This window comes from Halomonas bluephagenesis (assembly GCF_054790765.1).
On record NZ_CP133631.1, the window covers coordinates 2,319,601 to 2,334,238 of the forward strand.

General features: G+C 56.0%; 11 protein-coding genes and 1 pseudogene. 7 read left to right on the top strand and 5 right to left on the bottom strand.

All coding sequences use genetic code 11. The features are described 5' to 3' along the window. From REH51_RS10390 to REH51_RS10410, 5 genes are read right to left on the bottom strand one after another with little or no spacing between them, the layout of a single operon-like run. Positions 1 to 1,188, bottom strand: a complete 1,188-nt coding sequence (locus tag REH51_RS10390) for an acetyl-CoA C-acyltransferase (RefSeq protein ID WP_498935644.1) — start codon at positions 1,186 to 1,188, stop codon at positions 1 to 3. Then, on the bottom strand, positions 1,185 to 2,468 hold the full coding sequence (locus tag REH51_RS10395; RefSeq protein ID WP_009723818.1) for an ArgE/DapE family deacylase: 1,284 nt from the start codon (positions 2,466 to 2,468) through the stop codon (positions 1,185 to 1,187). Before REH51_RS10395 ends, REH51_RS10390 begins: the two co-directional genes overlap by 4 nt. Next, entirely contained in the window at positions 2,468 to 3,121 is a 654-nt protein-coding gene (locus REH51_RS10400; protein WP_009723817.1) for a 3-oxoacid CoA-transferase subunit B, read from the bottom strand. The genes REH51_RS10395 and REH51_RS10400 overlap by 1 nt, the downstream gene beginning before the upstream one ends. Further along, on the bottom strand, positions 3,111 to 3,812 hold the full coding sequence (locus REH51_RS10405; protein WP_498935645.1) for a CoA transferase subunit A: 702 nt from the start codon (positions 3,810 to 3,812) through the stop codon (positions 3,111 to 3,113). Before REH51_RS10405 ends, REH51_RS10400 begins: the two co-directional genes overlap by 11 nt. A 5-nt stretch (positions 3,813 to 3,817) precedes the next feature. Further along, the gene (locus tag REH51_RS10410; RefSeq protein ID WP_009723815.1) at positions 3,818 to 5,182 is read right to left on the bottom strand and encodes an aminotransferase family protein; all 1,365 of its coding nucleotides are present in this window, start codon (positions 5,180 to 5,182) and stop codon (positions 3,818 to 3,820) included. Between the two features lie 110 nt (positions 5,183 to 5,292). On the opposite strand from REH51_RS10410, the gene REH51_RS10415 reads away from it, so the two are divergent. The 7 genes and pseudogenes from REH51_RS10415 (at position 5,293) to REH51_RS10445 (ending at position 14,607) form a co-directional block, all read left to right on the top strand. Further along, positions 5,293 to 6,198, top strand: a complete 906-nt coding sequence (locus REH51_RS10415) for a LysR family transcriptional regulator (protein WP_009723814.1) — start codon at positions 5,293 to 5,295, stop codon at positions 6,196 to 6,198. Between the two features lie 196 nt (positions 6,199 to 6,394). After that, positions 6,395 to 6,742: a hypothetical protein gene (locus REH51_RS10420; protein WP_009723813.1), complete on the top strand. Its 348-nt coding sequence runs from the start codon at positions 6,395 to 6,397 to the stop codon at positions 6,740 to 6,742. 32 nt (positions 6,743 to 6,774) lie between these two features. Further along, positions 6,775 to 8,517: a VRR-NUC domain-containing protein gene (locus REH51_RS10425; RefSeq protein ID WP_498935647.1), complete on the top strand. Its 1,743-nt coding sequence runs from the start codon at positions 6,775 to 6,777 to the stop codon at positions 8,515 to 8,517. Further along, positions 8,514 to 10,832 (top strand): ATP-dependent DNA helicase, encoded by a 2,319-nt coding sequence (locus REH51_RS10430; RefSeq protein WP_498935648.1) that lies wholly within the window; start codon positions 8,514 to 8,516, stop codon positions 10,830 to 10,832. The genes REH51_RS10425 and REH51_RS10430 overlap by 4 nt, the downstream gene beginning before the upstream one ends. A gap of 16 nt (positions 10,833 to 10,848) precedes the next feature. Beyond that, positions 10,849 to 11,631: pseudogene (locus REH51_RS10435) on the top strand (TSUP family transporter). 277 nt (positions 11,632 to 11,908) lie between these two features. Beyond that, the gene (locus REH51_RS10440) at positions 11,909 to 13,246 is read left to right on the top strand and encodes a site-specific integrase (RefSeq protein WP_498935650.1); all 1,338 of its coding nucleotides are present in this window, start codon (positions 11,909 to 11,911) and stop codon (positions 13,244 to 13,246) included. Between the two features lie 359 nt (positions 13,247 to 13,605). Next, complete coding sequence (locus REH51_RS10445; protein WP_009723809.1) at positions 13,606 to 14,607, top strand: restriction endonuclease; 1,002 nt, start codon at positions 13,606 to 13,608, stop codon at positions 14,605 to 14,607. Positions 14,608 to 14,638 lie beyond the last annotated feature (31 nt).

Genomic DNA, 14,638 nt, shown 5'->3' on the forward strand with positions numbered 1-14,638 from the left:
TTAGCGTTCTAAAATGATGGCGATGCCTTGTCCGCCGCCAATACAGGCCGCCGCGCAGCCGTAGCGCTGCTGGCGGGGTTGAAGAAGTCGGCCAAGGGTGCCTGCGAGGCGAATGCCGGTTGCGCCTAACGGGTGCCCCAGCGCCATAGCGCCGCCCCAGATATTGACGTTTTCAGGATCAATCGAAAGCTCACCCATGGCATGCAGCGGCACTGCGGCGAAGGCTTCATTGATTTCCCATACGCCGATATCCTGTGGTGTCAGCTGGGCCTGTTTCAGTGCGCGTCGAATAGCGGCGGCGGCTCCGGCCCCCATCTCCTCTGGCTTGACGCCGCAGTCGGCGATGGCCACAACACGCGCCAAGGGACTAATGCCGTGTTGGCGTAGGGCAGATTCAGACATCAGTAGCGTGGCAGCAGCACCCGAGGTTAGCGGCGAGCTGTTGCCTGCGGTCACTACGCCGCCTTGCATAAATACCGGGTCCAGCCCTGCCAAGCGCTCAGCGCTGGTATCCGCGCGGATATTGCTGTCCGCGCTGATCGGTTCGCCCGCCGCGTTGTTCAGGGTCAAACGCTCAGCGTCGAAGTGACCTGCTGCGTTGGCCTTGGCGGCACGCTGGTGGGAACTGAGGGCGAGGGTATCCATCGCCTCGCGCGAAATGCCGGCTGCTTTGGCCAGCCGTTCGGCGGTCAGCCCCATATTGAGCACCACATCCAGCGCCAGCCAGTCGGCTTTTTGCAGTGCTTGAGGGCTGGTCAGCACGCCTTCCTTAAACAGTGCCGGGCCCATGGGCACACGGGTCATGTTTTCCACGCCACCGGCCATGCCAACCTCAACCGCGCCCGACTGAATCTCCCGTGCGGTGCTGCGCAGAGCGGCAAGGCCAGAGCCACATTGCTGATCAATTTGGCGGGTTGCGCAGCCCTGGCCATGTGCTCCCAGCCGCTGGGCAAGCCACAGGGGGTAACGCCCACCAAAGCTCCACTGCTCTTTTACTGGCAGGGCGCAGCCAATGCTCAGGTCTTCCACCACCGCGCCGTCAACGCCGCTACGTGCTAATAAGCCATCGAGCACGCTGGCCAACAGGGCATCGCTGCGGGTATCGGCCCAGGCATCGACCTCGGGTTTGCGGGGGTGTGCGCGGCTGAAGGCGCTGCGCGCATAGTCGGCGAGATACACGTCTCTCATGAAGGAGTCTCCTGGTTGTCTGCCATGCGCGCCCAGCGATGGATGAACAGGGCATAGGTGGTCAGCACGTGGCGGATCGAGTCGATGTTGACGCACTCATCTACGCCGTGAATGCGCTGGGCAATCGGGCCATAGCAGGTGCCGTTGATCTCACCGGAAACGTGGAAGGCCCTCAGGTCAGTGGTGCAGGTGGATAGATAGTGGGCAGGTGGTTCGCCGAGCAGTGCTTCGTGGCACTCCGAGAGAAGCCGGATGCCCGGGGTATCGAGATCGACCACATGCCCTTCGGAACGAAAGCCGTGGAAGCTGATCGTGGGTGGCGGTGTGGCGTCGTCAAGCTCGGCGTGGCGGGTCATCAGGGTGTCGCTGACCCGTTGCATGGCCTCCTCTGGTGACATGCCGGGCGGGAAGCCAACGCGGCCTTCCAGAATGGCGTGGGCCGGTACGCTGGAGGCCCAGTTGCCCGCATCCACGCGGCCAACGCTCAGGTTGAACGGGTGAGGGTGGTCGACGTACAGCGCAGGCCGGGGAAGCTCATTCATTTCCGCTTCCAGCGCCTTCAGCGCGGGCAGGTATTCCTGCAGGGATTCAATCGCATTGCGCCCGGCGCTGGGGTCAAGCACATGGGCGGGTACGCCATCCAGGCGCATCCGGAACCACAGCACACCCACTTGGCCAGCGTAGATCTGAGCGCCGAAAGGTTCCGGTATCAGTACGAAATCACCGCTAAAACCTTGATGCAGGCAGGCCAGCGCACCGTTGCCGGTGCACTCTTCTTCAATCACGGTTTGTAGGGTGAGCGGAAAGTTGATCTCTACCCCCGCCTGACGCACGGCCTCAACTGCCATTACCATGGCAGCAATACCGGCTTTCATGTCGCCCGCGCCACGGCCATACAGCCAGCCATCTTTTTGCCAAGGCTCCCAGGGGGGGCGGGTCCACATATCGACAGGCTCGGCAGGTACTACATCGAGGTGACCGTTGAACACTAAATGTGGTCCTGGCGCGCCGGGGTTAAGGTCTGAAATGACATTGTAGCGGCCAGTACTGGGCCATTCGGTGGGAGCACGATGGGGGTGCTCCTCAAAGCCCGGGGCATCCAATGGCACGCGGGTCACTGGCAGGCCCAGGCGTTCAAGGTGGCGCTCCATGGTGTCCAGCGCGCTCCGTTCCTGGCCGATGACGCTGTAGCCCCGCACCAGATCACTGGTGAGCTCTATCGTGTCGTCCATCAAGGCATTGCAGCAGGCGATAATGCGTTGTTCGGTGGCGTTGAGCATCAGAATCTCCCTAAACGTGATTCATCGATCAGCAGGGTGGCGTCAGTCGCCTCACGCAGCGCTTCAACGCTCAGCCCTTCGGCGATTTCCACGACTTCAAGCCCTTCTGGCGTCACATCCATCACCGCTTTCTCGGTGATAATGCGGGAAATACAGCGGCTGGCGGTCAGGGGGAGTTGGCAGCGGGTCAGCACCTTGGGGTTGCCGTGCTTGTCGTTATGCGAACACAGCACTACCAGCCGGGCCACTTTCTGGGCCAGCTCCATGGCACCGCCAATGCCGGGTGAGAACTTGCCGGGAATTTTCCAGTTGGCCAGGTTGCCCTCCTGGTCCACCTCAAAAGCGCCCATGAAGGTCACGTCCACGCGGCTGCGGCGGATCATGGCGAACGAGGTGGCGCTATCGAACACGCTGGCCCCTGGGCGGGTGGTGATATAGGCGCCGCCGGAATCAATCATGTCGATATCGGGTGCTTCGCCTTCTTGGCGGGGGCGACAGCCCAGCACGCCATTTTCGGAATGCATCAGCACATTGATGTCGTCGGGCAGATAGTGGAACAACCGCGTTGGCAGACCGATGCCCAGATTAACGATCTGGCCGTCGATGACTTCACGGGCGGCGCGGGTCAGCATGCGCTGCTGATCAGAGATCATGGGGGCGAACTCCTTGCTGGCTGGACGAGCGGTCGACCTGCACCACATGACCGACAAAAGCACAGGGCGTATGAATGGTGTCGATAGGCAGGGCGCCGGGGTGGTCGATACGGTAGGGTTGGGCAATCACCCGCTCGGCAGCCATGGCCATTAAGGGATTGAAATTGCTGGCCGTGGCGCGATAGATCAGGTTGCCGTAGCGGTCGGCTCGCTCAGCGTGAATGAGAGCAACATCAGCCTGTAAAGCAGGTTCAATGGCCCAGGTACAACCTTCGATATTGATTTCCTGACGGCCTTCGGCGATTTCCGTACCGATGCCGATATCGGTAAGAAAGCCGCCGTGGCCAACGCCTGCACAGCGGATTTTTTCAGCCAACAGCCCCTGAGGATGAAAAATGACCTCCATCTCGCCAGCATTCATGGCGTCAATGGCTGTTCGGTTGAGGCCTAAGTGAGAGGTGATCAAGCGCTTTACACGGCCTGCCTCAATTAGCTTGCCGATACCGATACCGGGTTCATTGGCATCGTTTTTGATCAGCGTCAGGGTGCGTTGGGCGCTGGCGGGAAGGGGGTCAAGCAACGCAAACGGCGTGCCGGGCGAGCCAAAGCCGCCGACCATGATGGTCGCGCCATCAGGAATATCGGCGATGGCCACGTCAATATCACAGACTTTGTGGTTCAGCAGCGTCATGGCGTTTAGCTCTCACTGATGGGGTGTGTATGTAGTGCAGAAGGCGGCGTGGTAAGCGCTTGATCAAAACGCGCCATGGCGCGTGCTAAACGTTCCAGCAGAACGTCGACTTCTTGGGCCTGAATGGTTAACGGCGGGCAAACCAGGAAGTGATCACCCGCGATACCATCCAGAGTGCGGCGGGGATAGATCAGAAGACCTTCCTGTTTGGCCAATGCGGTGATCTGGGCAAAGCGGTTTTGCTCAGCAGGGAAAGGCTGGCGCGACGCGCCATCGGCGACGAGCTCGATGCCCCATAACAGGCCAGCGCCGCGCACATGGCCGATCCAGTCGTAGCGCTCGGCAAGCCTGCGAAGCCCAGCTTCCAGCTGAGCGCCGCGCTGGCGGGTGTTGTTCAGTAAATCTTCGCGCACAATGGCCTCAAGCACGGCTAGGCCGGTGGCACAGGCTAACGGGTTGCCAGCATAGGTGTGACCGTGTTGGAACCCTCCGCTGGCCATGACCGTTTCGACGATAGCGCTGCGGGCGAGCATCGCGCCAATCGGGTAGTAGCCCGCGCCCAGCCCCTTGGCGGTGACCAGAATGTCCGGCACCACATCGTAATGCTGGCAGGCAAACCAAGTGCCAGTTCGGCCCACGCCGGTGAGCACTTCATCGGCAATCAGCAGGCAACCGAACTCATCGCACAGGGCGCGAATGCCTTGTAGGTAGCGTTTGCCTAACAGCCGTGCACCGGTGCTGGCACCGCCGATGGGCTCCAGTACAAAACCAATCAGTGATTCAGGACCAGCGGCTTCCATGGCGGCGCGGGTCTCTGCCAGGATGCGTTCAACGTGGGTGTCATCATCACACTCTTGATGGCGATAGAAATCCGGCCCCGGCACTTTGATAGACGCATGGGTCATGCTGGTGAACGGCGCTTCCAGCGGCTGATAGCCGGTCATGCCCAGTGCCCCCATGGTGCTGCCATGATAAGACGGACGCAGCGATACAAAGCGCTGGCGCTGAGGCTGGCCAAGGGCGAAAAAGTATTGCCTCGCCAGCTTGAGAGCCGACTCCACCGCCTCGGAGCCGCTGGAGATGAAAAACACCTTGCCGAGTTCACCCTCAAATAGCTCGACCAGCCGATGACCAAGCGCAACGGCGGGGGCGCTTTCAAACTGGGTGCGGTAGGTGAAGGCCACCTTATCCATCTGGGCGAGCATGGCGTCACGAATATCCTGTCGACCATGACCAAGGTTGCAGGAGATAGCCCCAGAGCAGCCATCCAGATAATCCTTGCCCTGGGTATCCCAAAGCATAACGCCATCAGCGTGGCTGACTTCCGGCAGGGCAGGGCCTGCCTGGTAGAACAGCGGAGAGTCGGTCATCACGTTTTCCGTTTTTTATGGTGTGGTGAAAAATCTCCCTTGCAGTCTAGGTAGGCTTGTTACTATATTTCAATATATGATCGTTTTTCGAATATCGATGAGTAAAAGTCATGCCTGAAGTCACCATTAACTCGTTGAAAGCATTAGCAACTTTCAAGACGCTGTATGAAGTAGGTAGCGCTTCAGGGACGGCACGCCTTCTTGGCATGACGCAATCGGGAGTGAGTCGTTCGCTGGCGCAGCTGGAAGAGAACCTGGGGATTCAGCTCTTTCTACGTGAAAAAAACCGCTTGCTAGCAACGCCTGAAGCACGAGAGCTGTACGATGAAATTCTCAGGCTGATGGGCAATATTGAAGAGCTGCGTCATAGCGTGCTGGCGCTAAAGGAGTTTGGTACATCACGCTTGAGAATTGCCGCTATTCCCGGGCTATGTTTTGGCTTTGTGCCTCAGGTAGTGGCTGCGTTACTGGCTGAAAACAGCCGGATCAGTATTAGTCTGGATATGATGTCGAGCCACGATGTACAAACGGCGGTGGAATCAAGCCATGCGGATATCGGCTTTATCACATTGCCAGCGACGTCTCCTCAGCTCTTAACAGAAACACTGTTGGTGACAGAAGCCGTGGCGCTGGTGCCTGACAAGCTTGAACTAGCTACGCGTGAGGTGGTTGAAGTCAGTGATTTACGTGGTCAACATTTAGTGATCAGCAACCAGCCAAGTGTGAGTACGAACCCGCTACTGGAACTTGTCGCTGAGCACGGGGTTAAAATTTCAGGTAAAACGGAAGCTAATATCGGTACCATTAGTGCGTTGGTGGCTAACGAGGTGGGTGTCACGGTGATGAACCCGATTACCGCGAAAGATCAACTGTCGCGCCACGACCATGTCAAGGTGCTGCCTTTTATGCCTGCGTTATCGTTTGGTTTTGGCATTGTTTATCGCCCAGAATGGCATGAGTCTAAAGTGCTGGCGTCGCTTAAACACAAAGCGAAAAAGACGCTAATGAATTACTAACGTTAAAAAATCATTTCGATCGATTAGCAGGTATAGTAGAGGCATAGGACGTTACGTTTTGGATTAGCCAGTAAACGGCGACGATAGCAGTAAGATGACAGTTATCTCAAAATCGGGCAATCTAACGGCCCTTTTTAGCAAGTTCTAATGGGCAAAGCCCATTAAATTTCAATCACCATTCAGCATGGAGTGCAGTGTGGCAGTTTACGGCGGTATTCAGGCGCATGAATTGGAGCGTTGGTTAAATGCATTAACCAACGCAGCCTATGATCGACGCTGCCCACTTTCCAAAGTGCACGGCGGCAACGCCCGTGCCCGCACTGCTCGCCAGGACTTGCTGCATCTCGCCCACGCTTTTCGTAGCGGCGAACGTATTCGCGATGATGTGGCCGCGGGCTTAAGTCGCTGGTGCCAGCATTATCTGACAGAAGCGGAATGGTATGTGCTGGTGGGGGGCCGCAAGCCCGTTGCCCAATCAAAGGCGTCATCTCCTGCTGCCGATGACGATGCGCTGGACGTACTTTATCAACACCGGGTGGGTTAACCTGCTCCATCAAGCACTGTTACAATGGATAAATGAACAGTGCTCCTGTCGCGTCAGCGACCGCCTCCTTAGATGACCCTTTCTATTACCTGACGAATTTTCGTTATGTACTGGCGTGGGTAGAAGCCCGCCACTACGACCTATTAAGTGCTTCCGAACGCGACGCTATTAGTCATTTTGAAACGTTACCCCAAGCCTCCCAGGCGCTATTGGTGCGCATGGTGATGCGCAAAGGGGAGTTGTTTCGCCTGGACAAACTGACCTATGCGGAAATCGGTGATGCCGAGCAGGCCTTGGAACCATTGGTTGCGCTTGGTTGGGTAGATAACGCACCGCAGTTAACCAGCCGCGAACTATTCCGCCTCTTGCGGCTGAGTGAGCTGCGTCAGGCATTGGTAGGTGAAATCACCAATGCAGGCCTAGCGCGCAACAGCACTAAAGGTGCGCTTCAAACGGCATTGGAAGCGTCGCTACAGGCGTCCGCCCCCCTTCAGCAGTGGTGGCCAACGGCGACGACACAAATTGTGCGGCTCACGGTAATGGCGCTTTGCGACCGCCTACGGCTGATGTTTTTCGGCAACCTACGTCAGGACTGGGCAGAGTTTGTGCTGACGGAGCTGGGCCTGCAGCGCTTTGAGCAGGTACCGCTTACTGTGGAGTCGCGCGCGTTCCAAAGCCGCTCTGACGTGACTACTTACTTAACGCTTCACCGCTTGCGCGAACGCTTGGACGACGGCGAGCTGCCGCAAGCGCTTTCCACACAGGTGCCACCTGCTTCCAGCAACCGTTGGTTAGCCTCTCGGCGGGGGCGGCTATTGCTTGCCATTGGCCGCGTGGCCGAGCGTGGCGGTGACGCAGAGTTAGCGTTAACACTTTACGCCGACGCCAATAACAGCGATGCGCGTATTCGCAGGTTGCGCGTGTTAGAGCGTTTGGGCCGTTATTCAGATGCTTATGAACTCACAATCAGCGCGCTGGACGCGCAGCCAAACGAAGCCGAAATCCAAGCGCTCATGCGGCTGTTACCACGCTTGGCACGCAAATTATCCCAACAGGTTGAGGGCTTGGCACGGTCTGATCAACAAGTTGCCCAAGCGCCTACCTATGTGCTTCATTTACCTGGCCCTCAGCCAGTTGAGCGTGCCGTTGCTGACTACATGGCGACCCCTAACGCGCCGGTGTATTACGTTGAAAATGGCCTGCTGACGGGGCTATTTGGCTTACTGCTCTGGCCGGCCATTTTTAAACCGCTGCCAGGGGCGTTTTTTCACCCGTTTCACAGCGGGCCTGCGGATTTATACCGCGAGGATTTTGTCCCTCAGCGCCAGGCCGATATCGACGCCTGCCTGGCCCAGCTGGATGACGGCCGCTATCAGGACACGATCCTTCGCACGTGGCACGCCAAACAGGGCATCGCATCGCCCTTTGTTCACTGGGGAATTGTCAGTGAAGAGCTGCTAACGCTTGCTCTCAGGTGTTTGCCACCTGCCCATTTGCGTGCCTGTTTTATGCGGCTATTAGATGATCTTAAACATAACCGTGCAGGTCTACCTGACCTGATTCAGTTGATGCCGGATGCACCGCCCGGCGAACCACGCTATAAAATGATAGAAGTGAAAGGGCCGGGTGACCGTCTGCAAGATAACCAGTGCCGTTGGATCGACTTTTTTTGCCGCCATGGCATGCCCATTGAGGTGTGCCATGTACGCTGGCAGCCAGCATCTGAAGCACAAGGGCCTGAACCAGAAGGGTCTGAGCGAGAAGATGCCGAATGAGCCGTTACCGGGTAGCGGTGCGCACGCTGTGTGATTTCACTGCACGGGTGGGCGATCTTGACCACCGCTTTACGCCAGCACCCAGCGCTCAGGAAGGCATTGAAGGGCATGTGCTAGTGGCTAGCCGCCGGGGCGAGGATTACCTGGCCGAACTGCCGCTTTCCGGCGAGTATCAGGGGCTTCGCGTGGCGGGCCGCGCTGACGGCTTTGACCCCAGCGCTAACCGTTTGGAAGAGGTCAAAACCTATCGTGGCAATCTAGATCGCATGGCGGCCAATCAGCGTGCGTTGCACTGGGCCCAGGTGAAGATATACGGCGCGCTGCTTTGCGCCGAGCGCCGCCTTGAACGGGTCACGCTGGTGTTAGTGTATCTGGAGATTGCCAGCGGTCAGGAAACGTTGCTTACCCACGAAGCTAGCGCCACCGAGCTGCTGGCGTTCTTTACCGATCAATGCCAGCGCTTTTTGGCCTGGGCAGAGCAGGAGTCTGCTCATCGGCAGGGCCGCGATGAGTGGCTGGCGACGCTGACGTTTCCCTACCCTGACTTTCGCCCTGGGCAGCGCCCGCTGGCGGAAGATGTCTATAAGGCCGCCAGCACCGGGCGCTGCCTACTGGCCCAAGCCCCTACTGGCATTGGCAAAACCCTTGGCACGCTATTTCCGATGCTGACTGCAATGCCCCGTCAGCAGTTGGATAGGGTGGCCTTTCTGACTATGAAACCCCCGGGCCGCCGTGTGGCACTGGATGCGCTGGCGCGTCTCTCTGCCCCCAGTTCATCACCGCCTACTTCATCTTCCCCCACATCGTCTGCGTTTGCTTCGCCGCTGCGCGTGTTGGAGCTGGTGGCTAGGCAAAAAGCCTGCGAATACCCAGGTACCGCTTGCCAAGGCGATGCTTGCCCGTTGGCAGCGGGGTTTTATGACCGCTTGCCTGCCGCTCGTCAAGCCGCGGTGGCACGTCGCTGGCTAGATCGTGACGGACTGCGAGAGGTGGCGCTTGCCCACAGTGTGTGCCCGTATTATCTAGGCCAGGAGCTAGCCCGCTGGGCCGACGTGGTGGTGGGCGATGTGAATCACTGGTTTGATAGTCATGCGCTGCTGCATGGATTGGCTCATGCCAACGACTGGCGAGTTGGTTTATTAGTAGATGAAGCGCACAACTTAGTTGAACGAGCGCGGGGCATGTACAGTGCCGAGCTTTCCCAGCAGCGCTTGAGTCGTCTGCGTCGCCACTCACCTCCCTCGCTTGCTAAACCGCTAGCCCGTGTCGGTAGGCAGTGGCAGGCGCTAACGAAGGCTGTGACCACCGATGCAGCGGCGTCACAGCGTTACCATTTACTTGATGCGCTGCCCAACAAGCTGGTGGCCGCGATGCAAACCTTGGCTGGCGCGATCACCGATTATTTGGTTGAACACCCCGACGCCGCAAGCGTTGAGCTTCAAGAGCTACTGTTTGAAGCGCTAGCCTTCTGTCGTTTGGCGGAGCGGTTTGGTGACCACTCGCTGTGCGACCTTGCCAGTTATGGCCGAGGCGATGCGGTACTTGGGCTGCGCAATGTTATTCCGGCGGATTTTCTGGCGGCACGCTTCAAGGCTGCCAGCAGCGCAGTGTTGTTTTCGGCCACGCTGACCCCTTTTAACTACTACCGCGATTTACTAGGGTTACCGGAAAACAGCGTGTGGCGGGAAGTGGCCTCACCGTTTGCCGCACGCCAGCTGGAAGTACGTATTCGAGCCGATATTTCTACTCGCTATCATCACCGTGAGGCCTCTGTAGCGCCTATTGTGGAAGCCCTGGCCGATCAGTATCAGCGTCAACCTGGCCACTATCTGGCGTTTTTTAGTAGCTTCGCTTATTTGGAGCAGGTGATAACGCAGTTTCAGCACGCACACCCCGCCGTGCCGATGTTTGCCCAAACCCGTGGAATGCAGGAAGCCGAGCGCGACGCCTTTCTGGCGCGCTTTACCCCAGGTGGTAAGGGAGTCGGCTTTGCAGTGCTAGGCGGTGCTTTCGCTGAAGGGATCGACCTTCCTGGCAAGCGTTTAATTGGCGCGTTTATTGCCACCTTAGGCCTGCCGCCGTTTAACGACTTTAACGAAGCGCTGAAAGCGCGCATGAACACCCGTTTCGGCCAGGGCGACGATTATACCTACCGCATACCCGGTATGATCAAAGTGGTACAAGCCGCTGGAAGGGTGATTCGCAGCCCCGAGGATGAAGGGGTTGTGATATTAATGGACGACCGTTTTGCCCAGGCCAAGGTGCGCGCATTGCTGCCACGCTGGGGGGGGCTAACCAACCACGCATCTTCTTAAAGGCCCTGCACGAGCAATGACAGATTTACTCTGGTACCAGTACCTTCTCATCGGACTTATTTTTGCTTGGAGCGGTTTTGTTCGCACTAGCCTTGGTTTTGGCGGCGCCGTGCTGGCGCTGCCTTTTCTGCTGCTGGTGGTAAACGAGCCGCTGGTCTTCCTGCCGATTGTAGCCATTCATCTGCTGATTTTTTCCAGCTAGATTGCCTGGAACGGCCATCGCCAAGTGCAGAAAGCGGGCGTGGGAAGTACGTCGCCGGAAAGTAATATCGATTGGGGCTATTTAACCAAAGCCCTGAAAATCATGATTGTGCCTAAGTTGATCGGGGTGGTGGGGCTGTTAACGCTGCCCACACAGATCATGACCAACATCATTTTCGGCATTGTGATCATTTATGCCATTGGCTATGTGCTGAATAAACCGTTTAGAAGTAACAACAAATACGTCGATATCGTGCTGCTTGCCCTCGGTGGCTATGTCAGTGGCACCTCATTGATTGGCGCGCCGCTGATTGTCGCGGTGTTCGCCACCCACGTTGCTAAAGAGCAGTTGCGCGACACCATGTTTGTGCTGTGGTTTATCCTGGTGGTGATCAAAATGGCGTCGTTCATCATCGCCGGCGTCGACCTCCAGCTGATTCATCAACTATGGCTACTGCCCTGCGCATTTATCGGCCATTTGCTAGGCGAAAAAGCCCACCGCTACATGCTAAAAGCAGACACCGGGCTGTTCTTCCGCGTGCTGGGAGCCGTGCTGATTTTGGTCAGCGTGGTGGGGCTGATTCACCCGCCAGGGTAGGGAGAGAAGCAAACAAAAAACGGCCACTTGCTGTATTAGCTAAGTGGCCGTTTTTCATAGAATTTTTGGTCGGAATAGCAGGATTCGAACCTACGACCTCTGCCTCCCGAAGGATACTTTGGGCCTATTTTGGCGACAGGCCATATCGCCTAAATAGTTGGATAGTTTAAATATTTCATAGGCTTATTCATATACCGCTTCATCACCTTTTTGCTGAGCAATGTGGGTATTTTCCAACGTCTGGAACCTATTTGGAACCTAGAAAAAGGTGACTGCAATGGCTAAAACAACCGCCAGCCTAACCACCCGCACCTTAGATCGTTTGGCCAAGCAGCTGCCTGATGGTAACGAGGTGTGGGATACCGCCTTAGGGGGCTACCACATCCGCTCAGGTAAACGTGGCCTTACCTGTCGACTATCTTATTACAACACCCTTGGTCAGCGTCGTGTACTGACACTTGGCCGTTATGGTGAGATAACCGCTGAAGAAGCACGACAGCTGGCAAAGGAAGCATTGGCTGACATTGCACAGGGTAAAGATCCTCGTGCTATTGCTGAACAAACGAGGCTTGATCATCAGCTCCAAGAACAGCAAACGTTGCGTTCCTACCTAAAAGCCCCCTATGCCGCTTATCAAGGCCGAAAGAAGGGTGGCCAAGCTACCTTAAACCGACTTCATAAGGCTTTTGCAGACTGGCTTTATAGGCCTATGGGTAGCATTACACGTGCGGATATTGAGCGGTGGCAGGCTGACCAAGAGGCCATTAAACCAGTGAACTCCACTAGCAAAGCACCTACCAAACCACGCGCCTTCTCTACCATGAAGCGTGACTTCGGGGCGCTCCATACATTGCTGGCTCACGCCGCTGACCGGAAAGTCATTCCTTTCAATCCAGTAGCGGGCATAAAGCTGCAGAAGCCCGCGCTAACAGAGCAAGAGCTAGCAGATGCCGGTGTTGAGCGGCGCTATCTGGAGCCAGAAGAAGTAGAAGCACTCTTTCTGGGGCTAGAGCGTTATCAGGAAGAAAAGCGTAAGCAGAGGCGTAGCAGCCGGGCACATGGCAAAGCCTACCTGCCTGACCTGGATAAGGTAGCGTACGCAGATCATGTGAAGCCCTGGATACTCTTCATGTATTACACAGGCTTTCGACCAGGTGACATAGCGGGCTTACGTTGGGAGCACGTCAACCTGCCTTTCAAGACAGTTAGAAAAACGATAGAGAAAACAGCGCACCAACGTCCAGAGCCACAGACTTTCCCGCTCTCTACGCCAGTTATTGAGGTGCTTGCAACATGGCACCAACAACAAGGCAAGCCCAAAACAGGGTGGGTATTCCCTAACCCGATTACGGGTAAGCGGTTTGATAGAACGGCGATGCAAAAACCATGGGCTAAGGTCAGGGCATTTGCCAAGCTACCCAGCGGCTTGGTGCTCTACACCTTGCGTCACAACTTTGCGTCTCAGTTGGTGATGGCAGGGGCTGACCTGCTAGCAGTCTCTAAGCTGATGGCTCACAGTGATATTCAGACCACGATTAAGCACTATGCACACCTCAGGCCAGACCATACCCGTAACATTGTAGAAGCGTTTGCCACTAGGTACTTCGCAACATAGAACCCTGAATAATATTGCCTCTGATACGGCTTTAAAAGCCCCTATTTATTTTAGCGCGCATAACGGTGGCCATGTGTAGGGAGCTTGGTTTCAAGTGTAGGGAGTTAGTGTGGTTGTGTAGGGAGCTAGCACAGTTGTGTAGGGAGCTAACTAGCTAGCTTTTTAAGAATGCTTTAAATTGATCAAAGAGCAAGTCAAGCTGAATAGCTGGTCAGAATGGTTTTATGCTGCGATACGCAAAATTGACCCTTTCTAGGCCAAAAATCAAAAATATAGAGCGGCAGTCTCTGAATAAGCCTTAACCTTCTTGGGCAGGCTTGTGATCGTTACGTATACTCCCAAAATTTAAGGTTCTAACTATGCCCCAGGGTTGGATGATTCGTGCAGGTGAAGGTGGTCGGCTGTTTGATTTATTTGAGTCACGCAGCTGTGTTGCCGTTGGGTGGAATGCCCTTGGCCACCTAAGCCAATACCATTCGAATCAAGAGTTACGTCACGCCTATATTGAACATCATGGAAATGCTAAGCCAGGTAGAACAGCTAATGCTGTGGCCATGATTCGTAAGTTCTTTGATGCAATCAAACCAGGTGACATAGTCGTCACTTACAGTCCAGAGCTAAGAGAGTACTTGGTCGGTATAGACCAAGGGCAGTATGAGTTCCTAAGCAGCGATTATCAGGTAGAAGACTATGCCCATGTTCGTTGGGTGAAGTGGGAAGGGAAGGTATCTCGTGATGTTCTGACCCAGTCCACACGCAACTCGCTTGGTTCTACCCTTGCCTTATTCAGCTTATCAGATGCGATTATCAATGAAATGCGTGCTGCCCTAGAGGGCAAGCAACCTGCACTTTCTCAGGAACCAGAAGAAGTAGAGGCAGACTTTGTTCAGCTTAGTGAACATATCCGTGCCCAAAGCCATGAGCTAATCAAAGACCGGATCTTGCAGCTTACTCCTGAAGATATGGAGCACTTTGTTGCTGCTATCCTGCGAGCGATGGGTTATCGCACCAAGGTATCACCTCGTGGCCCTGATAGAGGTGTAGATGTGGAAGCATCTCCTGATGGGCTAGGACTTACAAAGCCGCATATTAAAGTTGAGATCAAGCACCGTAGTGGAAGCATGGGTTCAACATTGCTTCGCAGCTTTATCACTGTGGTCAGAAGCGGTCAGAACGGTATCTTTGTAAGTACGGGTGGCTTTACCCGCGAAGCCAGGTATGAAGCTGAGAGAGCGCCTAACCCGATCACACTGGTAGACCTTGATGACTTAGCCAACTTGGCAGTCGACAACTACCAAAATTTTGATACTGAAGGTCGTGCTTTGTTGCCGCTGATGCATGTCTATTGGCCAGCTGATTAGCTGCATCATTAACCCATGTTGTGCTGGTGCC

Excerpts from the sequence above, each read along its gene's own strand:
- REH51_RS10390 (WP_498935644.1), bottom strand. The coding sequence starts at position 1,188 with ATGAGAGACGTGTATCTCGCCGACTATGCGCGCAGCGCCTTCAGCCGC.
- REH51_RS10395 (WP_009723818.1), bottom strand. The coding sequence starts at position 2,468 with ATGCTCAACGCCACCGAACAACGCATTATCGCCTGCTGCAATGCCTTG.
- REH51_RS10400 (WP_009723817.1), bottom strand. The coding sequence starts at position 3,121 with ATGATCTCTGATCAGCAGCGCATGCTGACCCGCGCCGCCCGTGAAGTC.
- REH51_RS10405 (WP_498935645.1), bottom strand. The coding sequence starts at position 3,812 with ATGACGCTGCTGAACCACAAAGTCTGTGATATTGACGTGGCCATCGCC.
- REH51_RS10410 (WP_009723815.1), bottom strand. The coding sequence starts at position 5,182 with ATGACCGACTCTCCGCTGTTCTACCAGGCAGGCCCTGCCCTGCCGGAA.
- REH51_RS10415 (WP_009723814.1), top strand. The coding sequence starts at position 5,293 with ATGCCTGAAGTCACCATTAACTCGTTGAAAGCATTAGCAACTTTCAAG.
- REH51_RS10425 (WP_498935647.1), top strand. The coding sequence starts at position 6,775 with ATGAACAGTGCTCCTGTCGCGTCAGCGACCGCCTCCTTAGATGACCCT.
- REH51_RS10430 (WP_498935648.1), top strand. The coding sequence starts at position 8,514 with ATGAGCCGTTACCGGGTAGCGGTGCGCACGCTGTGTGATTTCACTGCA.
- REH51_RS10440 (WP_498935650.1), top strand. The coding sequence starts at position 11,909 with ATGGCTAAAACAACCGCCAGCCTAACCACCCGCACCTTAGATCGTTTG.
- REH51_RS10445 (WP_009723809.1), top strand. The coding sequence starts at position 13,606 with ATGCCCCAGGGTTGGATGATTCGTGCAGGTGAAGGTGGTCGGCTGTTT.